Origin of the sequence: Streptacidiphilus pinicola, assembly GCF_003258295.1 — a bacterium.
Classification (GTDB): Bacteria; Actinomycetota; Actinomycetes; order Streptomycetales; family Streptomycetaceae; genus Streptacidiphilus; species Streptacidiphilus pinicola.
Genome location: NZ_QKYN01000096.1, coordinates 26,301 through 45,758, shown reverse-complemented (window position 1 = coordinate 45,758; position 19,458 = coordinate 26,301). Strand labels below are relative to the sequence as shown.

General features: G+C 73.2%; 17 protein-coding genes, 4 tRNA genes and 1 pseudogene. 9 read left to right on the top strand and 13 right to left on the bottom strand.

Features of this window, described 5'->3' with window-relative positions:
• The 3 genes and pseudogenes from DN069_RS24320 to DN069_RS24310 all read right to left on the bottom strand — a co-directional run.
• Positions 1-370 (bottom strand): annotated as a pseudogene (locus tag DN069_RS24320) (hypothetical protein); the annotation flags it as partial.
• Entirely contained in the window at positions 367-990 is a 624-nt protein-coding gene (locus DN069_RS24315; RefSeq protein ID WP_111504245.1) for a 5-oxoprolinase subunit B family protein, read from the bottom strand. The gene DN069_RS24315 and the pseudogene DN069_RS24320, both read right to left, overlap by 4 nt.
• 56 nt (positions 991-1,046) lie before the next feature.
• Positions 1,047-1,808 (bottom strand): 5-oxoprolinase subunit PxpA, encoded by a 762-nt coding sequence (locus DN069_RS24310; RefSeq protein WP_111504243.1) that lies wholly within the window; start codon positions 1,806-1,808, stop codon positions 1,047-1,049.
• A gap of 283 nt (positions 1,809-2,091) precedes the next feature.
• Between DN069_RS24310 and DN069_RS24305 the strand changes: the two genes are divergently transcribed.
• From DN069_RS24305 to DN069_RS24290, 4 genes are all read left to right on the top strand, one after another.
• Positions 2,092-2,868 carry an aquaporin gene (locus DN069_RS24305; protein ID WP_111504241.1) on the top strand — a complete coding sequence of 259 codons (777 nt, stop codon included), beginning with the start codon at positions 2,092-2,094 and terminating at the stop codon, positions 2,866-2,868.
• Between the two features lie 233 nt (positions 2,869-3,101).
• On the top strand, positions 3,102-4,598 hold the full coding sequence (locus DN069_RS24300; protein WP_111504239.1) for a hypothetical protein: 1,497 nt from the start codon (positions 3,102-3,104) through the stop codon (positions 4,596-4,598).
• 151 nt (positions 4,599-4,749) lie between these two features.
• On the top strand, positions 4,750-5,625 hold the full coding sequence (locus DN069_RS24295) for a hypothetical protein (protein ID WP_111504237.1): 876 nt from the start codon (positions 4,750-4,752) through the stop codon (positions 5,623-5,625).
• Positions 5,626-5,669: 44 nt separating this feature from the next.
• Complete coding sequence (locus DN069_RS24290) at positions 5,670-10,358, top strand: hypothetical protein (RefSeq protein ID WP_111504235.1); 4,689 nt, start codon at positions 5,670-5,672, stop codon at positions 10,356-10,358.
• On the opposite strand, the gene DN069_RS24285 is transcribed toward DN069_RS24290, so the two are convergent.
• The 4 genes from DN069_RS24285 to DN069_RS24270 all read right to left on the bottom strand — a co-directional run bounded on the left by DN069_RS24285 (position 10,330) and on the right by DN069_RS24270 (position 11,676).
• Positions 10,330-10,596, bottom strand: a complete 267-nt coding sequence (locus tag DN069_RS24285; RefSeq protein ID WP_111504233.1) for a hypothetical protein — start codon at positions 10,594-10,596, stop codon at positions 10,330-10,332. The genes DN069_RS24290 and DN069_RS24285 overlap by 29 nt on opposite strands.
• Positions 10,597-10,610: 14 nt before the next feature.
• Positions 10,611-10,871, bottom strand: coding sequence for a hypothetical protein (locus tag DN069_RS24280; RefSeq protein ID WP_111504231.1), 261 nt, complete (start codon positions 10,869-10,871; stop codon positions 10,611-10,613).
• A complete protein-coding gene (locus DN069_RS24275; RefSeq protein WP_424556318.1) occupies positions 10,861-11,064 on the bottom strand; it encodes a hypothetical protein in 204 nt (67 codons plus the stop codon). The genes DN069_RS24280 and DN069_RS24275 overlap by 11 nt, the downstream gene beginning before the upstream one ends.
• A 114-nt stretch (positions 11,065-11,178) precedes the next feature.
• Positions 11,179-11,676 (bottom strand): ArsR/SmtB family transcription factor, encoded by a 498-nt coding sequence (locus DN069_RS24270; protein ID WP_111504227.1) that lies wholly within the window; start codon positions 11,674-11,676, stop codon positions 11,179-11,181.
• A 90-nt stretch (positions 11,677-11,766) separates the two neighbouring features.
• Between DN069_RS24270 and DN069_RS24265 the strand changes: the two genes are divergently transcribed.
• The gene (locus DN069_RS24265; RefSeq protein WP_111504253.1) at positions 11,767-13,086 is read left to right on the top strand and encodes an MFS transporter; all 1,320 of its coding nucleotides are present in this window, start codon (positions 11,767-11,769) and stop codon (positions 13,084-13,086) included.
• Positions 13,087-13,121: 35 nt separating this feature from the next.
• Here the strand turns inward: DN069_RS24265 and aspS are convergent, their stop codons facing one another.
• Positions 13,122-14,465, bottom strand: coding sequence for an aspartate--tRNA(Asn) ligase (gene aspS / locus DN069_RS24260; protein ID WP_111504225.1), 1,344 nt, complete (start codon positions 14,463-14,465; stop codon positions 13,122-13,124).
• 329 nt (positions 14,466-14,794) lie between these two features.
• Positions 14,795-15,490: a FadR/GntR family transcriptional regulator gene (locus DN069_RS24255; protein ID WP_111504223.1), complete on the bottom strand. Its 696-nt coding sequence runs from the start codon at positions 15,488-15,490 to the stop codon at positions 14,795-14,797.
• 178 nt (positions 15,491-15,668) lie between these two features.
• Between DN069_RS24255 and DN069_RS24250 the strand changes: the two genes are divergently transcribed.
• From DN069_RS24250 to DN069_RS24240, 3 genes are all read left to right on the top strand, one after another.
• Complete coding sequence (locus DN069_RS24250; protein ID WP_111504221.1) at positions 15,669-16,226, top strand: gluconokinase; 558 nt, start codon at positions 15,669-15,671, stop codon at positions 16,224-16,226.
• 5 nt (positions 16,227-16,231) lie between these two features.
• Entirely contained in the window at positions 16,232-17,626 is a 1,395-nt protein-coding gene (locus tag DN069_RS24245; protein WP_111504251.1) for a GntT/GntP/DsdX family permease, read from the top strand.
• Positions 17,627-17,853: 227 nt separating this feature from the next.
• Positions 17,854-18,270: a hypothetical protein gene (locus DN069_RS24240; protein ID WP_133260032.1), complete on the top strand. Its 417-nt coding sequence runs from the start codon at positions 17,854-17,856 to the stop codon at positions 18,268-18,270.
• A gap of 70 nt (positions 18,271-18,340) precedes the next feature.
• Here DN069_RS24240 and DN069_RS24235 read toward each other — a convergent pair.
• From DN069_RS24235 to DN069_RS24220, 4 genes are all read right to left on the bottom strand, one after another.
• Positions 18,341-18,425: transfer RNA gene (locus tag DN069_RS24235), tRNA-Ser, on the bottom strand.
• Between the two features lies 1 nt (position 18,426).
• Positions 18,427-18,500 (bottom strand) — tRNA-Leu (locus DN069_RS24230).
• Between the two features lie 5 nt (positions 18,501-18,505).
• A tRNA-Leu gene (locus tag DN069_RS24225) sits at positions 18,506-18,578 on the bottom strand.
• A gap of 1 nt (position 18,579) precedes the next feature.
• Positions 18,580-18,653 (bottom strand) — tRNA-Arg (locus DN069_RS24220).
• 481 nt (positions 18,654-19,134) lie between these two features.
• On the opposite strand from DN069_RS24220, the gene DN069_RS24215 reads away from it, so the two are divergent.
• Positions 19,135-19,404: a DUF3761 domain-containing protein gene (locus tag DN069_RS24215; RefSeq protein WP_243639666.1), complete on the top strand. Its 270-nt coding sequence runs from the start codon at positions 19,135-19,137 to the stop codon at positions 19,402-19,404.
• Positions 19,405-19,458: the final 54 nt, after the last annotated feature.

Genomic DNA, 19,458 nt, shown 5'->3' with positions numbered 1-19,458 from the left:
ACGACCCGCGGCGGCGCACCGGACGACGTCGAGCGGGTCGCGGGACCGCGCGCCGCGCGGGCGCCCCTCCGGCCGCCGGCCGGCCGGCGACCCGGACGGGGGCGGGCGCGCCGGCGACCGCGACCCGCGCGTCGCCGCCGACCGCGCGCAGCGCGAGGTTCCCCAGCGTCGCCTCCAGCGCCGCCGCGCCCGGCGCGTTGCCGACGAGCGCGTTCGCCCAGCGGTGGGCGGGCCCGTCCAGCGCCCCGGCGCGCGGCACGCCCAACGCCGCCACCCCGCGCCGCCCCGCGTCCTGCACGGTCGTCAGCGGCCCCGGTCGCACCACCTCGAACACCCGGGCAGCGGACGATCCGTTCTGACGGGTGGTCATGATCCCGCCTCCGCCGCGACGGCCGTGAACCGCACGCGCGTGCCGGGCGTCAGCAACGCCGCCGGGCTGCGGTCCTCGTCCCACAGGCACAGCTCGGTGCGGCCGATCAGCTGCCAACCCCCCGGCGAGGGGCTCGGGTAGACGCCGGTGTAGGCGCCGGCCAGGGCCACGGAGCCGACCGGGACACGGGTGCGCGGGGTGGCGCGACGCGGGACGGCGAGCTCCTGGGGCAGGCCGGTCAGGTAGGCGAACCCGGGTGCGAAGCCGCAGAAGGCCACCCGGAACGAGCACGCGGCGTGCCGTCGCACCGCCTCCTGGGGCGTGACGCCCCACAGCGCGGCGACCTCCGCGAGGTCCTCGCCGTCGTAGACGGTCGGGATCTCCACGAGTGATCCGGCGTCCGTGCGCACCGCGTGCGGCACCCAGGCGTCCAACCAGGCGGTCAGCGTCGCCCGTTCACGAGGTGAGCCGAGCCCGTCGACGAGCACGGTTCGGGCGGCGGGCACAAGCTCCACCTCCGCGCCGAGCAGACCTCCGTGTTGACGCTGCGTCAGATCGCCCAACAGTGCGGCCACCTGCTCGTCCGAGCCGACCTCGGCCAGCAGCGCCCGCGCGCCCATCGGGCGAACAAGCGTCCGTCGCACGGGGGATGCCTCTGCGGTGTCAGGTCCGCCGCTCAAGCGAAGGCCCCGATCGCCACGCCCGCCGACTCCAGGGCGGCCCGTACCCGCCGGGCCAGTGCCGCGGCGCCCGGTGTGTCGCCGTGGAGGCACAGCGAGTCCGCCGCGACCGGCACCTTCGCGCCTGTGACCGTGGCCGCCTCGCCCCTGACGGTGATGGCCAGCGCCTGCGCCACGACCGCGTCGGGCTCGTGCAGGACCGCGCCTGCCTGCGTCCGCGGAACCAGCGTTCCGGCGGGGGTGTAGGCGCGATCGGCGAAGGCCTCCGCCACGGTCGGCAGCCCCGCCGCGGCGGCCAGGCGCAGCAGCGCCGAGCCCGGCAGGCCGAGGACCGGCAGCTCGCGCCCGAAGGCACGCGCGAAGGCGGTCACCGCGTTGACGACGGCCGCCGCCTGCTCCTCGTCCGCCACCGCGCGGTTGTACAGGGCGCCGTGCGGCTTCACATAGGCCACGCCCGCCCCCGCGGCGCGGGCGAAGACCTCCAGTGCACCCATCTGGTACGTGAGTTCGGCGGCCAGCTCGACGCGCGGCACGTCCATCGCGCGCCGCCCGAAGCCGGCGAGGTCGCGGTAGGAGACCTGGGCGCCGATCCGCACCCCCCGCACCGCGGCGCCTTCGCAGACGCGGCGCATGGTGGCCGGGTCGCCGGCGTGGAAGCCACAGGCCACGTTGGCACTGGTGACCACCGACAGCAGCGCCTCGTCGTCGGTGAGCGTCCAGCGGCCGAAGCCCTCGCCGAGATCGGCGTTCAGATCCATCTCCACCTCCAGCGAGAACGCCCACCAGGGACGTCCAGGGCTCCCAGGACGATCGTAGGCGGCACGCCCGGTGGCCGTCAGGAACGCCCACACCTCGGTCCCGGCGCCCAAACCTCCGCTCGGAGTGGCGCAGTCGGCGCGCCGGGAAGATCACCCGAGTGGCCCCGCCCGAAAAGCCGTGTACGTACCACCGACCTACGGTCGCGATGGGTGCGCCTCCCCGCTCCGGGTGGCATCCACCTGCTCTCCAACCCGTCATCCGGGCTCACCGGGAGGTTTACCCATGGGAAGCGCACGGATCTTCCTCGCCGAAGCCGTCGGCACGGCGATCCTCATCATCGGCGGTGTGGGCACCGCCGTCTTCGACGGCGACAAGGCCGGGGTCCTCGGCGTGGCGCTGGCCTTCGGGCTCTCACTCGCCGTCGCCGCCTACCTGATCGGTCCCATCTCGGGGTGCCACATCAATCCGGCGATCACGGCCGCCATGGCCGTGGTCAAGAAGACCGACCCCCGGCTCGTCCCGGCCTACGTCGGCGGCCAGGTCGTCGGCGGCCTCTTCGGTGCGCTGCTGATCTGGTCCATCGGTCAGGGCATGCCCGGCTTCACCGCGGTGGGCGTGGACGGCCAGAAGAACATCGTCTCCGTCAGCGAGGCCGGCTTCGCCTCCAACGGCTACGGGATCCACTCGCCCGACCACTACAATCTCGGCGCGGTCATGCTCGCCGAGGTGGTCGCGACGGCGGTCTTCGCCCTGGTCGTGCTGGGGACGACGGCCAGCGGCTTCCCGGCCGCGGTGGGCGGACTGGTCGCGGGCGCCGGCCTCGGCCTGGTGCACCTGGTGACCATCCCGGTCAGCAACACCTCGGTCAACCCCGCCCGTTCGCTGGCCACCGCGGTGTTCCAGCACGGCTGGGCGCTCAGGCAGGTGTGGGTGTTCATCGTCTTCCCCTTGCTGGGCGGCGCGTTGGCGGGCGTGGCCTGGATGACGCTGCGCCGGGCGCACGAGGCGGCCGCGGTCGCCGCGAGCGCGGAGCCGGCGACGGTCGCGGCCCGGGACTGAGCGGGCGGCGGCGCGCCGCGGTGAGGCGCGGCGCGTCGACCAGTACGTGGCCGACAGGCCGCGGGTGCGGCGGCGGACCAACCGCCTGCCACTCCCGTGGCCTGTCGGCGCACCGGCCGGTCCGGCGGCGTGAACGACCGGGAGCGAACGACCGGGCGCGAACTCGCGGGACAGACCGGGGCGATCCGTGCCGTTTGGGACGTTGTCGGTCCGAGCCTCTACGCTAAACCCCCGTGACCACCACCGCCGAAGCAGCGCGCCCGGCCCCGGGCCCCGCCGCCGACGAGGGCCTCGCCCGTCGGCTGCGCGCCCTCGCCTGCACCGCGCCGCTGCACGACCTCGACAACCGCAAGGCCAACCTGGCCGGCGAGTACGCGGTCTACGGCATGGCCGAGGTCGCGCTCGCCGCGATCGACCTGGTCACCCTGCACATGGACTTCGACACCGGCGCCGACCGGGACCAGGTCCTCGCCCGCCTGCTGCCGCGCGTCGCCGCGCAGGCGCCCGAGCGCGAGTGGCGTGAGCACGAGCGGGTCTCCAAGTGGGTGCTCGAGTCGCTGATCAACGTGGGCAGCGTGGACCGCGGCTTCCGCGCCGTCTACGGCACCTTCGGCTCCGACGGCTCGTACGTCCGCCGGGACTACGACTTCAAGCTGATCGAGGAGGTCCCCGGGCCGGACGGCGGCGTCTACCTGCGGACCACCGACGAGGCGGTCAACGTCCTGGTCGGCGCGCTCGACACGGACGTCACCTCGGCGCAGATCGCCGCCGAGGTCAAGCTCGAGGTGCTGATCCGGCGCGGCCGCCTCGCCGACGCGCAGCTCGCCGCCGAGCAGGCGCGCTACCGGACCGTCCAGTACAGCGAGCTGCTGCGCCGCGCGCTCGAGGCGACGCGCCGCAACGTCCGCGCGGTCGACTGGATGGAGGCCGTCCCCGACCTCATCGCCGAGGCGCTGGAGCACATCGCCGACCGCTACCGGCACGAGAACGCGATCCTCACCAACATCCGCAAGGCCCGCGACGAGTCGGAGGACGTCGAGCACAAGCGTCGCGCCGCGGAGCTGGTCGACATCGTCAAGGACTGCATCCGCCGCCACACCCAGCTGCAGACCCGCCTGCTGGAGGCGGGCCCGCTGTTCCGCGCGGAGCAGGACCGCCAGGCCTTCGCCGCGCCGAGCGCGCGCAGCGGCCTCGACCTCTACGGTCAGTTGCTCGCCCCCGTGCTGCCGCTGCCGCTGGAGCAGGCGTCCGCGGTGACGACGGCGTTCTTTCGCAAGGGGATAGGGCTGCGCACGCCGTACTCGGTCCGGCTGACGGACCTGGTCGACGTCCTGCTCACGCCGCCGGTGGAGCGCGAGCACCTGGGAGCGGAGCTCCCGGAGCCCGACCTGATCTCCACCCCCGACGACAGCCGCTTCTCCGACGAGCAGTTGGAAGCCGCGCTCGGCCTGCTGGACCTCCCGGCGGACGCCCCCCGCCGGCTCTCCGGCCTGCTGGCCGAGGCGCGCCGGGTCGACCCGGACCTCCCCTACCTCGTCGCACTCCTCGCCGTCCACGCGGCCAGCCCCGGCGTGGGCACGGCCTACCGCCAGGGCGAGGAGCGCCTCCTCTTCGCCGTCGACGACGGCACCCGCCTGCACGACGACGAGTTCGGCGGCGCCGACCTGATCGTCGGCAGCGCCCTCCTCGACGCGGTCGGCATGGCCGCGGACCGTACGGAGGCGAGCTGATGCAGTACCTGGGGGCGCGAGGAACTGCGCGACAAGCCACCGACGAGCCGATGGTTCTCAATGTTCAGGGCCATCCGCGTGGGGTGGTTTCTCGCGCAGTTCCCCGCGCCCCTGAGGAAGTTGCAACGTCCCTTGGCCCGGAAGTGAAGCGATGATCGACGACGACTACGATGCACCGAGCGCCGGTGAGACTGCGTCCCGGCCCGCACCGATCACGCCCGCCGACGTCGCCGACGCGTCCCGGCTGGTCTCCTTCGGCCTGCAGCCGAAGCTGCTGCCCGCTCGTGACGCCGAGTACGCCGAGCTGATCCGGCGCTACCGGGACGACCCGTCGTTCGCGCGGCTCGCGGACGCCGTGGCCACCGGCCTCGGGCTGATCGTGCTGGAGGTGTCCGCGCGAGCGGGGATGGCCGTGGCAGCCGACGAGGAGAGCGTGTTCGCCGTGCGGATGGGGGAGTACTCCCGGCGCGCCGCGTCCGAGTCCACGGACCGGTTCCTGCACGGGCTCGCGCACCTCGCCGTGGCCGCGCTGGCCTTCCCGCGGCCGGAGGACCTCGCGGACGACGGGTATCTGGGGCGGATCACCGTCAACGGCGTGGACGCGTTCGTGCGGCAGGCCTGCCGCAAGCTGGAGCAGCAGGCGGACGAGACCGGCGACAACTCCGATCCGGTCAGCGACGCCCCGGGGCTGGAGGCTGCCTGGCGGGTCTACGCCCGCCGCAGTGCGACGGGTGCGACGAAGGACGCCCGGCGGCTTGCCGGGTCGACGATCGGCATCGTCGGAAAGGCGGTGTCGTTCCTGGTCGACTCCGGTTTCCTGCAGAAGACCTCGGACGACTCGGGCGGCACCTACCGCACCACCGCCCGCTACCAGCTGCAGGTGCGGGACATGGCGGGCGGCGCCGCGATGGCGGAGCTGCTCGCGCTGGGCGTCGTGCCCGTCTCGGACGGCAGCGCGACGCTGCTGCCGCCGGACGACTCGGACGACCTGGTCACCGACGCCGGCCTGCCGTTCCACAGCGTCTGACAGCGCCTGAATCCCCCACCCTCTGATCGGAGATCCGCCGCACCATGTACGAGCTGAACCGGGTTCGCCTGTACTCCATCGGCCCTGCCGGTGCGCGGTACGCCGACACCGTGCTCGACCTGAGCGGCGTCGGCGATGCCGTGCCGGACCCCGCGCCGCGTCAGCCGGGGTTCTTCGACGAGGAGGACAACGGGCCGGTGCGCCGCCCGGCGCCCGCGGGCGTGCTGTTCCTGGAGAACGGCGGCGGAAAGTCCGTCCTGCTCAAGCTGATCTTCTCGGTGATGCTGCCCGGCCACCGCAACACCCTCGGTGGTGCCAGCTCCGGCGTGTTGCGCAAGTTCCTGCTGGCGGACGACTGCGGGCACGTCGCGCTGGAGTGGCAGCACACGCTCACCGGCGAGACCGTCGTCGTCGGCAAGGTGAGCGAGTGGCGTGGGCGCCAGGTCTCCGCCGACCCGCGCAAGTTCGCCGAGGCGTGGTACTCGTTCCGGCCCGGTCCGGCGCTGAGTCTGGACTCGCTGCCCGTCGCCGAGCGCGCCGTGCTGATGCCCGCACCGGGCCTGGAGGCGCCGAAGGTCAGCGCGCGGGGCCGTCGCCGCACCATGAAGGGCTTCCGCGACCTGCTGATGGAGGCGGGCAAGCTCGCCCCCGAGCTGGAGGTCAGCTGGGAGGAGGGCCACGAGCGCTGGACCGAGCACCTGAGCGCGCTCGGCCTCGACCCGGAACTCTTCCGCTACCAGCGCGAGATGAACGCCGACGAGGGTGAGGCGGCCGGCCTCTTCGCGGTCAAGAGCGACAAGGACTTCACCGACCTGCTGCTGCGGGCCGTCACCGACACGCGCGACACCGACGGACTGGCGGACCTGGTCCACGGCTTCGCCAACAAGCTGGGCCGCCGGGCCGAATTGACCGCCGAGCGGGACTTCACCGGCGGCTCGCTCGATCTGCTGCACAGGATCGCCGAGGCCGCCACGGCCCGCGAGTCCGTGCGGGAGCACCACCGTTCCGCCGAGCGCCGCGCCCGCAGGCTCGCCCGTTCGCTCTCCGCCCGCGCGGGCCTGGAGCGGGCACGTGTCGGCGAGTTGGAGGAGCAGGTCGCCGCCGCGGCCGACGCCGTGGCCGTCGCGCACGACGCCCGGACCCGGCAGTCGCTGATCACGGCCGAGTTGACGCACCGTCATGCCAGCCTGGCGCTGGCGGACGCCACCTCGGACGCGGCCGGGCTGCGCCGTGAGCTGCTGGACGCCAGGACGCTCCACTCCGCCTGGCAGGCAACGGAACTGGTGCTCCGTCACCGCGCGGCCGCGGACCGGGCGGCGCGCGTCTCCGCCGCGATCCGCGAGGCCGAGCGGGACGCCGCGCCCGCGCTGGCCGCGCGCACCAAGGCCGCCGTCGCCCTGGTCCGCGCGCTGGAGGCCGCGGCCGAGGCCGCCGAGGAGCGCGCCGACAGTGAGGAGTCGCGCGCCCACGAGCTGCAGACCCAGGGCGAGGCCGCCCGTCGCGACGCCACCGCCGCCGTGACCGCCGCGCAGAAGGCCCGGTCCGAGGGCGATCACCTGCGCCAGCGTCTCGCCGAGGTCGAGCAGGAGACCCAGCAGGCTGTGCGCGCCGGCTGGATCGACACCACGACGGGCGACACCGACAGCCCGGAGGCCGTCGACCCGGCGCGCGCCGCGCTGGAGGCCGCCGACGCCGAAAAGCTCGCCGGTGTGGCCTGGGAGGAGGCGCGCGCCACCGCCGAGCAGGCGGCGGGCCGAGCACGCGAGGCCGCCACCCGCGAGAGCCGCGCCGAACTCGCCGCCGCCCGCGCCCAGGACGCGCTGGCCGCCGCCGAGACGGCGCTGGCGGCCGAGGAGCACACCGCGGGCCTGCTCGCCGCCGAGCCGCGGATCAACGCCCTGCTGGGCGTGGCCGACGGGGAACTGACGCCGCAGCAGCTCGACGGCGCCGCCGACTCGCTGCGCGAGCAGCTCGAGAACGCCGTGGCCAGTGCCGAGCGCAACCTGTTCGACCTGCGCACCCAGGCGGCCGACGACTCCCGCATCCTGGCCGCGCTCGGCGACGGCGGTCTGCTGCCGCCGGGCCCGGACGTGCTGGCCACGGTCGAGTACCTCGGCGAGCACGGCGTCCCGGCCCTGCCGGGCTGGCGCTACCTGGCCCAGTCCGTCGACACGGTCGACCACGAGCGGATCCTCGCCGCCCGCCCTCAGTTGGTGGACGGCGTCATCGTCACCGACCCGGCCTCACTCGCCCGCGCCCGGGAGACCCTGGCCGCCGCCGCGCTGCTGCCGCGCTCCGCGGTGGCCGTCGGCACGGCCGCGGCGCTGCTCGCCCCGGTCACCCAGGAGCCGTCCGCGGAGGGCGAGAACGGCGTCTTCCTCGTGCCGCCGAACCCGGCCATGCACGACGAGTCCGCGGCCGACGACGAGCGCCGCCAGCTGCGCGACCGCGCCGCCGCCCGGGACGAGCAGATCCGCGAGCTCGCCGCGCGCCTCGGCGGGGACCGGCTGCTGGTCGGCCGTCTCTCCTCCTGGCGCACCGGTTGCCCGGCCGGGCGTCTGGCCGAGCTGGCCGCCGACGTCGAGGCCGCGCGCACGGCGCTGGAGTTCGCGTCCGCAGAGCGGGGTGCGGCCCGTGCCGCGCACGACGAGGCCGAGCAGGAGCGCGCCACCGCCGCCCGCACGCGGGAGACCCGGCTGGAGGCCGCCCAGCAGGCCCGGCGCCGCGCGGACGCGCTCGCCGGCCTCGCCTACCGCCTGCGCGAGCGCTCCGCCTGGACGACCCGTCTGCGTGCGGTCGCCGACGAGACCACCCAGGCGGAGCTGCGCCAGCACGCCTGCACCGAGCTGGCCCAGGCCGCCGACGAGGACCGCCGCGCCGCCCAGCGCGCCGCCGACGACGCCCGCCGCACCGCCCGCGCCCTGCGCGCCGAGCGGGCCGAACTGCCCAGCTCGGACCTGCCCGACGACCTGTCGGACACGGCGGCCTCCGGCGACGTGCCCACGGCGTCGTTGCCCACGCTGCGCGAGGCGCACCGGGTCGCCGCGCAGCTCTACGAGAAGGTCGGCGTAGGTGCGGACCTGCGCGCCGAGCAGGCCCGTGCGGAGAGCGACGAGTCCTCCGCGCGTGCCGAGTTGGACCGGCTCACCAACAAGGTCCGGGTGCGCGCCGAGGAGCTGCTCGGGAGCCCCGACGGCGCCGACGGCCCCGCCCGCCAGGCCGCGGCCACCCGCGCCGAGGACCTGGTGCAGACGATCGAGGCCCGCGCCTCCGCCGCCAGCGAGCAGCTCGGCCGCCTGCGCGGCGACGCCGAACGGAGCGCGCCCGCCTCCGGCGAGGCCCACACCGAGCTGCCCGAGGATCTGGTCCCGGCCGACCAGGAGCACGCCCGCGCGCTGCTGCGCGCCGCCACCGCCGAACTGGCCTCCCGCAGCGACGCGTTGGAGGCGGGCCGGGCCGCCCACGCCGAACTGCAGCGCACCCTGGATGCCGCCCAGCACGCCGCCGCCGAGTTCGAGGAGACCGCCGCCCAGGTGCGCGACGGCCTGCGCGAGCCCGCCGCGGACGGCGCGGGGCACGGGGAGGACGAGGAGCAGGCCGCGCCGGTCACCGGCACCCTGCCCGAGGCCCGGCACGCCGCCTCCGACGCGCGCCGCCACCTGCGGGCCGCGAGCGCGGAGTTGTCGGCCGCCGACCTCGCGGTCCGGGACGCCAGCGACGCGCTGATCCGGCACGCCAACTCCACCCGCTTCGAGGCCGTCCGCACGCCCGCGCGGCAGCAGATCCGCGAACTGCCCGCCGCCGTGCTGCCCGAGCACGCCGCCCAGTGGGCGGCCGCCTTCGCGCCGCGCCTGCGGGTGCTCACCGACGAGCTCGACCAACTGGAGCGCAACCGCGACAGCATCGTCGACCGGCTGCGCGGCCTGGTCGAGACCTCACTGACGACGCTGCGCGCGGCGCAGCGCCTCTCCCGCCTGCCCGAGGGCCTGGGCGAGTGGTCCGGGCAGGAGTTCCTGCGGATCCGCTTCGAGGAGCCCGACCACGCGGTGCTGACGGAGCGTCTGGGCGAGGTCATCGACGAGGCGACCCGCGCCGCCGTCAGGCGCCAGGGCGCCAACTCCTCCTCCGGAGCGGTCGACTGGAACCGCCGCGACGGCATGTCGCTGCTGCTGCGCGGCGTCCACGCGGCGCTGGAGCCGCGCGGCGTCACCGTCGAGATCCTCAAGCCGGACGCGGTGCTGCGCGCCGAGCGGGTGTCGGTCAGCCAGATGTCCGACGTCTTCTCCGGCGGTCAGCTGCTGACCGCGGCCATCGCGCTCTACTGCACCATGGCCGCGCTGCGCGCCAACGACCGCGGCCAGGCCAAGCTGCGCCACGCCGGCACGCTCTTCCTCGACAACCCCATCGGCCGCGCCAACGCGACCTACCTGCTGGAGCTCCAGCGCGCCGTGGCCGACGCGCTCGGGGTCCAGCTGATCTACACCACCGGCCTGTTCGACACCACGGCGCTCGCGGAGTTCCCGCTCATCATCCGTCTGCGCAACGACGCAGACCTGCGCGCCGGGCTGAAGTACATCTCGGTGGAGGAGCACCTGCGTCCCGGCCTGCCCCAACTCGACGAGGAGGAGGGGGAGATCCACGGCGCGGTCAGCGCGACCCGCGTCTTCCGCCGCCCCCGCCCGGAGGACGAGCCGGAGGCGGAGCTCAGCGCTGGCGCTTCGCTCCCGTCATAGGAGTTATCCCGCCGGAGCCGTAGAGGCGTTCCCGCGCCGAGCGGTGGGTGATCCACGCGTCCAGTCCGAACCAGGTGGTCACCAGCACGCCGGCCACCGTCGCCGTCAACGCCCAGCCCACGAAGGGGGCGTCGGCGAGCGAGCCGAACAGGGTGAAGAGCAGGGCGGCCAGGGTGAGGGCGAGGGAGAGCACCAGGCGCACTCTCGCCCGCCGGGCCTCGTCGGGGACCCGTGCCATGTCTCGTCGGCCTCCTATGCCTCCACGTACGCGACCAGGATGGCCGAGCGCAGAACCGATACTGAGTAGATGACGCGCACGCCCTCCGCATCGTTGCGGTAGTCGCGGATCAGCGGGAATCGCGTCGGCACGCCCATCTCCGGGTCGATTGCGAGCTCGTTGAGGGCCCGGTCCAGGCGGCGCACCTCCTCCGCGTCGGTCAGCGCGTCGACCTGCTTGCGGGCGCCCTCGGTGAACCGGATCTGCGCCGGCCGGCGCCGGAGCCTACGGGACACGGCCGTCGAGCCTCGCCAGCGCCAGCTCGCGGATCTCCTCCCAGTCCACGCACTCCTCGTCGGTGGGCAGCCCGTTCGCCGCGATCTGCTCCAGCGCGGCGGCGAGACTGTCCGCCCTGGCCCGCTCGTCCGCGGCCCACGCGCGCAGCGCGTCCGCCTCGTCGGGCTTCAGCTCCATCCCCGGCTGACTCACTGGCCCTCCCCAGGCCGCGCCTTCCTGCCTCCGCAGGCTACCCGGACCCTATCGGGTCGACGCTCGTCCGTTCGAGTGAGGGGACGGGGCGGTGCCTGTCCGGGACGTCGCAGCTCAGGGCCGGTTCGGGTCCGGATGCAGGGCGAAGAAGAGCGACCACGCGGGTGCTGAGGCGTCGTCGGGGCGGGCGGCGAACTCCTCCAGCAGTGCCTGCAACCGGCTGCGGAACTCCGCCATGTCCTCGGGGGAGAGGCGCAGCCCGAGCCGCGTCGCGTCGACGTCCGCGGCGGGGGCGAGCGCGACCTCCTCCAGGAACGCGTCGAGCAGGACGCGGTCCATCGCGGGCGCCTCCAGCTGCCAGGACTTCCGCGTCGCCAGGTAGGGGATCTCGCGCGCGCCGCGGGCGCCGCGTCGCTCCTGCTGGGCCTCCAGAAATCCGGTGCGCACCAGCGTGCGGGTGTGGTGCAGCACGCTGGCCGGATCGCGGCCGAGGATCGCCGCGATCTGCTTGTTGGTGCGCGGCTCGCTCAGGCAGATGCGCAGGATGCGCATCCGCAGGGACGAGGCGAGGGCCTTGGCTTCCTCGTCCGTCGCCGGCCTGCGTTCGGTCATGCCAGCAGGGTACTGAACGGGGCTCGGGGGAACCGCTCGCGTCCAGGAAAGTGATTGACAAAACCCAATCACTTGGCGACGGTGGTCGCCATGACGTCCCTTCAGACCCCGTCCGAGGGCACCGCCCGCCGGGGCGGCCTCTGGCACCACCCCGACTTCCGGCGCCTGTGGATCGGCGAGTCGGTGAGTCAGTTCGGCTCCACCGTCAGCCAGTTGGCGCTGCCCCTGGTCGCGGTGCTGGCGTTGCACGCCTCGACGTTCCAGGTGGGGCTGCTGACCGCCTGCCAGACGGCGGCCTTCGTCCTGGTCGGGCTCCCGGCCGGCGCGTGGGTCGAGCGGATGCGGTTCCGCTCCGTGCTCGTGGTCAACGACCTCGCCCGGGCCGCAGTGCTGGCGTGGATCCCGACGGCGGCGCTGCTCGGCGTGCTGCGCATCTGGCAGCTCTACCTCGTCGCCCTGGTCACCGGCGTGGCCACGGTCTTCTTCGACGTCGCCTACCAGTCCTACCTTCCGCAGCTCGTGAACCGGGAGGAACTGGTCGAGGGCAACGCCAAGTTGCAGGCCAGCGAGTCGACCAGCCAGATCGTCGGGCCGGGCCTCGGCGGCCTGCTGGTGCAGGCGCTCGGCGCGCCCTACGCGCTGCTGGTCGACGCGCTCAGTTTCGTCTGGTCGGCCGGCTGGGTCCGCGCGATCCGCGCGCAGTCCCCTCGACCCGAACGGGCCACCGATCGCAGTCTGTCGCGCGAGATCCGGGAGGGGCTGAGCTTCGTCCTGCACAACCGGATGCTGCGCGCGATCTCGGCGTGCACGGCCACGGCCAACCTCTTCGCGGCCATGATCAACGCCGTCTTCCTCGTCCTGCTGGCCCGCGAGCTCCACCTGTCGGCGGGCGTGATCGGCCTGATCACCTCGACGGGCTCGGTCGGCGGCCTGGTCGGCGCGCTGGTGGCCGGCCGGGTCGCGGCGCGGATCGGGCAGGGCCGCGCCATCTGGGTCCCCATGGCCCTGGTGGGACCGTGCTCGCTCGTGGCGCCGTTCGTGCACCGCGACTGGACCCTCGGCCTGCTGGCCGTCAGCGAGTTGGCGATGTGGATCGGCATCGTCGTCTACAACATCACCCAGGTCAGCTTCCGCCAGGCGCTCTGCCCGCCCGGCCTCCTCGGCCGGATGAACGCCACCATGCGGTTCCTGGTCTGGGGCACCCTGCCGCTCGGCGGGCTCGTCGGCGGCCTGCTGGGGTCCGCGATCGGCGTCCGCGGCACGCTACTGGTCGCAGGCATCGGCCAACTCCTGGCCTTCCTGCCCGTGTTCTTCTCGCCGCTGCGCCACATGCGCGAACTCCCGCGCCACGTCGAACCGAGCACGGACGACGACGTGCCCGCCGCGGAGGCGCTCCCTGCGGAGGCCTGACCGGCGGATCCCCGCCGGTCAGGCCCGGGTGGGTGTTAGGGCGTCAGGCGATGCAGGTCGCGCGGGAAGAGCGTGGCCAGGCGGACGTTGTCCGCGCCGGTCAGTCGCGCCGTCCAACGCTCCAGCCCCAGTGCGAACCCGCCGTGCGGGGGCATGCCGTGGCGGAACGCCGCCAGGTATCCCCCGTACGGCTCGGGGGACTCACCGCGGGCGGCCAGCGCCCGCAGGTAGTCCTCGTACCGGTGCAGCCGCTGCCCTCCGGTGATCAGCTCCAGGCCGCGGAAGAGCAGGTCGAAGCTGCGCGACCAGACCGGGTGCTCCGGGTCGGGGTGGGTGTAGAAGGGGCGCTTGGCCATCGGATAGCCGGTGACGAAGAGCAACTCGCTGCCGTACTCGTGCAGCGCCCACTCCGAGAGCCAGCGCTCGTGCGCGGGCGCCAGGTCCGGTTCGCCGCGCGGGTCCTCGTCGGTGTGCGCGGCCAGCAGTTCCTGCGCCTCGGCGAAGTGGATCTCCGGGATGCTGTCGGGGACCGTCGGCAGCTCGACCTCCAGTACCGCACACGCTTCTCCCGCGCGTTCCCGCACCGCCGCCGTCATGCCCGCCAGCACCTCCCGCACCAGCCGCATCACGTCGCGGTGGTCGGCGACGAAGCCGAGCTCCGCGTCGAGCGAGGTGTACTGCGCCAAGTGCCGGGCGGTGTCGTGCGGTTCGGCCCGGAAGACGGGTCCGGTCTCGTAGACGCGCTCGAAGACGCCCACCATGGCCTGCTTGAAGAACTGCGGGGACTGCGCGAGATAGGCGGGCGTGCCGAACCAGTCCAGGGTGAACACGTTCGCACCGGACTCGGTGGCCGAGCCCACCACCTTGGGCGTGTGGATCTCGGTGAACGACAGCGCGTCCAGCGTCGCGCGGAAGCCCGCGACGGAGGCGGCCGCGATGGCGTGCGGGGCCCGTAGGCGTGGGTGGCGCAGCGTCGCGGGCGCGTGGTCGAGGATCGTCGGCAGCCCGGCCGGGACGGCGGGCCGGAACAGGTCGAACGGCGGCGCCGCTTGCGGCGTGCTGACGACGGTGAGTTGCGGGGACGTCAGCTCGACGCCGCCCGGCGCCTGACGGCTGGCCGTCGCCAGCCCGGTCACCTCGAGAACGGACTCCGCGGGCAGTCGCGCGGCCAGCGCTCGCACGGCCTGCTCGGTGACGACGATCTGCGCGAGCCCGGAACGGTCGCGCAGGATCAGGAAGTCCACGGCTTTGAGGCTGCGGGTCCGGTGCAGCCAGCCCTGCAGGGTCACCTGGCGGCCGGTCAGACCGGGCAGCTCGGCGGCGAGCGTGCGCCGCTGCGGGGGAGCCGCGGTGGAAGTGGAGTGAGGAGGGGAGATCATCGCAAACCTCTGCTGAGTGCTTGGTGATCCCTTGGGAGTGCGGGCGAGAAGGGGACTCGCGGTGCCACCGCACTTTCGCCGCCGCCGGGTGACGGCGGCCTCGAAGCGGCCCGGTGACGGGGGCCGGCCGGCGGGGCATGGGGCGCTGCCGCGGGTGCGGCGGGCCGTTCCTCCCCGCGCTCGGGAGGGTCTTCACCACCGGGGGCAGGTCCGCCTTCTCAGCTGCCGGCGGCTCTCTCCGACCTGCCCGGGTCCGGTGACTACTCGTCTCCGTCGACGCGTTCCGGCGAGCGTACGCGCGCGAGCCGCACCACGGCAACGGGATTTCCTCAGGTCAGGACCTCGTCCAGCTCCTCCAGTGCGCCCGTCACGATGGCGCGCATCGCGCGTTCGGCGGCGGCGGCGTCGCCGGCCGTGACGGCCTCGGCGACCTCGCGGTGGAGCTGGACCGCGTACTCCTGCGGGTGATGGGGCATCAGGTGGTGCTCGGTGCGGCCGCGGAGCACCGCCTCCACGGTGGCGCCGAGGTGGGCGAACATCTCGTTGCCCGAGGCCTGCAACAGCGTCGCGTGGAAGTCCGCGTCGTGGCGCAGGAACGAGGCCAGGTCGCCGGCGCGGCCGGTCATGGTCATCTCGACGGCGAGGGAGCTGAGCGCGCGACGCTGGTCGTCGGTGGCGTGGACGGCGGCGAGGCCGGCCGCCGCGGGCTCGACGGCGACGCGGAGCGAGCCGAGGGAGCGCAGCTGGGCGCCGCGGTCGGCGCCGGCGAGGCGCCACGCGATGAGGGTGGGGTTGAAGACGTCCCAGTCGGACTTGGCCCGCACGATGATGCCCACCCGCCGGCGGGAGGTCACCATCCGCATCGACTCCAGCATCCGGACGGCCTCGCGTACGACGGTCCGGGAGACGCCGAAGCGGTCCTCCAGCTCCTCGATGCGCAGGACGGACCCCACGGCGATCTCGCCTGAGGCGATCGCGGGTCCGAGATCGGCGAGGAGGCGGCCCGGCAGGCCCTGGATGTCCATTGGTCCAGGTTAGAGGCCGATCGGGCGCGCCGGGTGCGAGGGCGGGGATCCCCCGGCGGCGCTGGGAATGGAGGGTAACCGAAGGCCGTTTTGAAAGTATGACCATTTGGTTTCGATGGCTTGATTAAGTCATACCTTTGCATACACTTGGGCGACCGGAAAGAACGGAGCACCAGCAATGGCTCTCAGCGTCGAGAACCAGCGGCCGGCTCGGACGGCCCCTGCGATCGTGGTGATGGGCGTGTCCGGGGTCGGCAAGACCACCGTCGCCAAGGCCCTCGCGGAGCGCCTCGGCCTGCCCTACGGCGAGGCCGACGACTTCCACCCCGCCGCCAACATCGCCAAGATGGCGGCCGGCCACCCCTTGGACGACAAGGACCGCGAGCCCTGGCTCAAGGCCATCGGCGGCTGGCTCGCCGAGCGCGTCGAGACCGGCACCGGGGGAGTCATCACCTGCTCGGCCCTCAAGCGCGGCTACCGCGACCTGCTGCGCGAGGCCTGCCCGGAGGCCTTCTTCCTCCACCTGACCGGCTCGACCGCGCTGGTCGAGGAGCGGCTCGCGCACCGCAGCGGCCACTTCATGAAGGCCCGGATGCTCGACTCCCAGCTCGCCATCCTCGAGCCGCTCGCCGCGGACGAGAACGGCGCGGTCCTGGACATCGGTCCCAGCCCCGAAACCCTCGTCGAGTCCGCCGCGGCCCTCGTGCTCCGGCCTGTCAACGGAGACCTCGCGTGAGAACCCTGCCCGCGCTCTACGTCGCGGACGCGCCCCCGCCGCTCACCCACACCAACAGCCAGGGCCAGCTGCTGCTGGCCGCGCTGCTCGGCATCGCGGTCATCGTGGTGCTGATCACCAAGCTGAAGGTGCACCCCTTTCTCTCGCTGACACTCGGCTCGATCGTGCTGGCCGTCGTCGCCGGCGCGCCCTTCGCGAGACTCACCGACAGCTTCGCCACCGGCTTCGGAGCCACTGTCACCAGCGTCGGTCTGCTCATCGGCCTCGGCGCGATGCTCGGCAAGCTGCTCGCCGACTCCGGTGGCGCCAACGTCATCGCGGACACGGTGCTGGCGCGCTCGACGAAGAAGACGCTGCCCTGGGCCATGGCGCTGATCGCGACCGTGCTCGGCCTGCCGCTCTTCTTCGAGATCGGCGTCGTGCTGCTGATACCGATCGTGCTGCTGGTCGCCCGCCGCGGCAACATACCCGTGCTGCGGGTCGGCATACCGGCCCTCGCGGGCCTCTCCGTCCTGCACGGCCTGATCCCGCCGCACCCGGGCCCGCTCGTCGCGGTCTCCGCGCTCCACGCCGACCTCGGCGTCACCCTCGCGCTCGGCCTCCTGGTCGGCATCCCCACGCTGATCACCGCGGGCCCCCTGTTCGCCCGTGTCGCCGAGCGCTGGGTCGGTCCGCTGGAGATCCCCGCGACCACGCCGCCGACCGAGACCACCACCGAACGCCCCGAGCGCACCCCCGCGTTCCGCGCGGTGCTCGCCACGATCCTGCTTCCGGTCGTGCTGATGCTGGCCAAGGCGCTGGTCGACGTGGTCGTCAACAAGCCGACGGACGCGGTCCAGCGCGCCTTCGACTTCATCGGCTCGCCGCTGATCGCGCTGCTGCTGGCGGTGCTGGTCGCCATGTTCACCCTGGGCAGGGGCGCGGGCTTCACCAAGGAGCAGATCTCCGCGACCGTGTCGACGTCGCTGGCCCCCATCGCCGGCATCGTCTTCATCGTCGGCGCGGGCGGTGGCTTCAAGCAGACCCTGGTCGACGTCGGCGTCGGCAACGCGATCAGCTCCTGGGCGGACAAGCTCCACCTCTCCGCCCTGCTGCTGGGCTGGCTGATCGCCGTCCTGATTCGCCTCGCCACGGGCTCGGCAACCGTCGCCACGATCACCGCGGCCGGCATCGTCTCCCCGCTGGCGGCCGGCATGTCCACCACCCACACCTCCCTGCTGGTCCTCGCGGTGGGCGCCGGCTCCCTCTTCTTCAGCCACGTCAACGACGCGGGCTTCTGGCTGGTGAAGGAGTACTTCGGGATGAGCGTCGGTCAGACGGTCAAGTCCTGGTCGACGATGGAGACCGTCATCTCGGTGGTGGCGATCGCGTTGATCCTGCCGCTCTCGCTGGTCATCTAGCTTCCAGCGCCGCAAGCAGCGGCCCCAGCGCGTTCCCCCGACGCACTGGGGCCGCTTCGCGTCTGCGGACGAGGGCACCGAAAGTGGGCCAGACGGCTGCGAAGGGCCCCCACCCCAGCCGGGCGCGGCGCGCGTCCGACGTCGCCAGCAGCGGAACACCGGGGCACCTCCACGGACCAGGCGGCGGACACTTCCCGCCAACTGCCGTGCCGCGTACCGTCGAAGACGTGACGGCCCTCAGGAGATCCGGTCAACGCCCGCCGACGCCACGCCGAACCCAGGCCCTCACGGTCGCGTTCTTCGCCGTCGTCGGCCTCATCACCTGGAACGAGTTCGTCAACGGCAACACGGCACGAGCGTGGTTGCTGGTCGTGGTCTTCTTCGGGCTCCCCGCTCTCGGCGCGCTCGGTCAGTACGCCCAGTTTCGGCGCGGCAGCGCGCAATACCGTCAGCGCCCGGGTGACCCGCAGCACAGGCAGCGTCGCGACGCCGCGTACTTCTTGGTGGGCCTCACGGGGATCGGCGCCCTCGCGATTGTGGCGGCCAAGCCGGTCGACCGTGCAGCAACCGGGATCGTCGTAGGTGTCGCGCTCGCTGTGATCACCCTGGTTCTCTGGGCGATCGTATGGGGCCCACGCGACTGAGCCACCCGGAGGACCTTCGGGCTTTCAAGGCGAAGTATGCGCGAACTTGCGCGCCTCGCTTCCCCTGCTGCGGAGAGAGCGCGGATCGAACGCGCGCAGGGTCGCCCCTGACTACGGCTTAGCAAGCCGCTGCCTTACCACTCGGCCATCTCTCCGTAGCGCTGACAGGATTCGAACCTGCACCGTGCGGCCCCTCAGACCGCCGCCTCTACCCATTGGGCCACAGCGCCTTGCGTAGCGTCGGTGCGATTCGAACGCACACTGTTCCGGTCCTGAACCGGATCCCTCTGCCGTTGGGGTACGACGCCGTTGGCCTGGCAGGACTTGAACCCGCCACCTCCCGGTTCGTAGCCGGGCGCTCTGTCCAACTGAGCTACAGGCCATTGAAGTCCGCTGATCGGGCGTCCTTCGTTGTGCCCTCAGCCTACGAATCGAACAGGTGGCGAGCCAAAGGGTTTTCCAGGTCCTGGCCGCCGGCAGGCAGCGGCGGCCGTCATGGGCCGACGGAGGTGACGCCGCACATCTGGGAGCAGGCGCAGAATCCCGGGAACGACTGCACCATGTCCGTGGACCACGTCGGCTTCGACAGCAACCGCAGCCAGGCGATCGACGGCCCGAGTTGGTACTACGGCCCTTGGGACGGCGGGGGGGTGGATGTGCGTCCGCATCTATGTCGACGAGCAGTTCACCAACAACGGTGACTACAACGAAGTGTGCTGATCCAAGGTCTCACCATGGTGACCGAGCGTGCTCCCCGTAGGTCACAGAGTCATCTCGGGTCATCTCGGCGGCGGCCAACTCCCCACCGGATCTGGCAAAGTACAGCTCCGAACACAGAATCTTCACAATCTGCGGGAGTTCCCTTTGCTGCGTCGTTCCATAGCCGCCGTCGCCACCGCCGCCGCGCTCGTTCTCGTGCCGGCCGCGGCGGCGCAGGCGAGCACCCCGTTGCCGGTGACCAACACGTCTCACCACTGCGTCTCGCACACCACCGGGCTGTGCGGCTGGACGCACCGTCAGCGGCCCGTGAACCGGTACGAGACGGCGCAGTGCCGGGACTACACCGTCTCGTACAGCCGGCACTCCTCGGGCACCTGCTCGCACCACCGCGGCGTTCGTTACTGGTTCAAGTAGAAGTCAGGGGCCCCGGCTCCGGCGACGGAGCCGACGCCGGAGCCGGGGCCCGCT

Bases quoted from the DNA above. Each gene is read 5' to 3' on its own strand.
- DN069_RS24315 (WP_111504245.1), bottom strand. From the start codon at position 990: ATGGGCGCGCGGGCGCTGCTGGCCGAGGTCGGCTCGGACGAGCAGGTG.
- DN069_RS24310 (WP_111504243.1), bottom strand. From the start codon at position 1,808: ATGGATCTGAACGCCGATCTCGGCGAGGGCTTCGGCCGCTGGACGCTC.
- DN069_RS24305 (WP_111504241.1), top strand. From the start codon at position 2,092: ATGGGAAGCGCACGGATCTTCCTCGCCGAAGCCGTCGGCACGGCGATC.
- DN069_RS24295 (WP_111504237.1), top strand. From the start codon at position 4,750: ATGATCGACGACGACTACGATGCACCGAGCGCCGGTGAGACTGCGTCC.
- DN069_RS24290 (WP_111504235.1), top strand. From the start codon at position 5,670: ATGTACGAGCTGAACCGGGTTCGCCTGTACTCCATCGGCCCTGCCGGT.
- DN069_RS24285 (WP_111504233.1), bottom strand. From the start codon at position 10,596: ATGGCACGGGTCCCCGACGAGGCCCGGCGGGCGAGAGTGCGCCTGGTG.
- DN069_RS24270 (WP_111504227.1), bottom strand. From the start codon at position 11,676: ATGACCGAACGCAGGCCGGCGACGGACGAGGAAGCCAAGGCCCTCGCC.
- DN069_RS24265 (WP_111504253.1), top strand. From the start codon at position 11,767: ATGACGTCCCTTCAGACCCCGTCCGAGGGCACCGCCCGCCGGGGCGGC.
- aspS (WP_111504225.1), bottom strand. From the start codon at position 14,465: ATGATCTCCCCTCCTCACTCCACTTCCACCGCGGCTCCCCCGCAGCGG.
- DN069_RS24255 (WP_111504223.1), bottom strand. From the start codon at position 15,490: ATGGACATCCAGGGCCTGCCGGGCCGCCTCCTCGCCGATCTCGGACCC.
- DN069_RS24250 (WP_111504221.1), top strand. From the start codon at position 15,669: ATGGCTCTCAGCGTCGAGAACCAGCGGCCGGCTCGGACGGCCCCTGCG.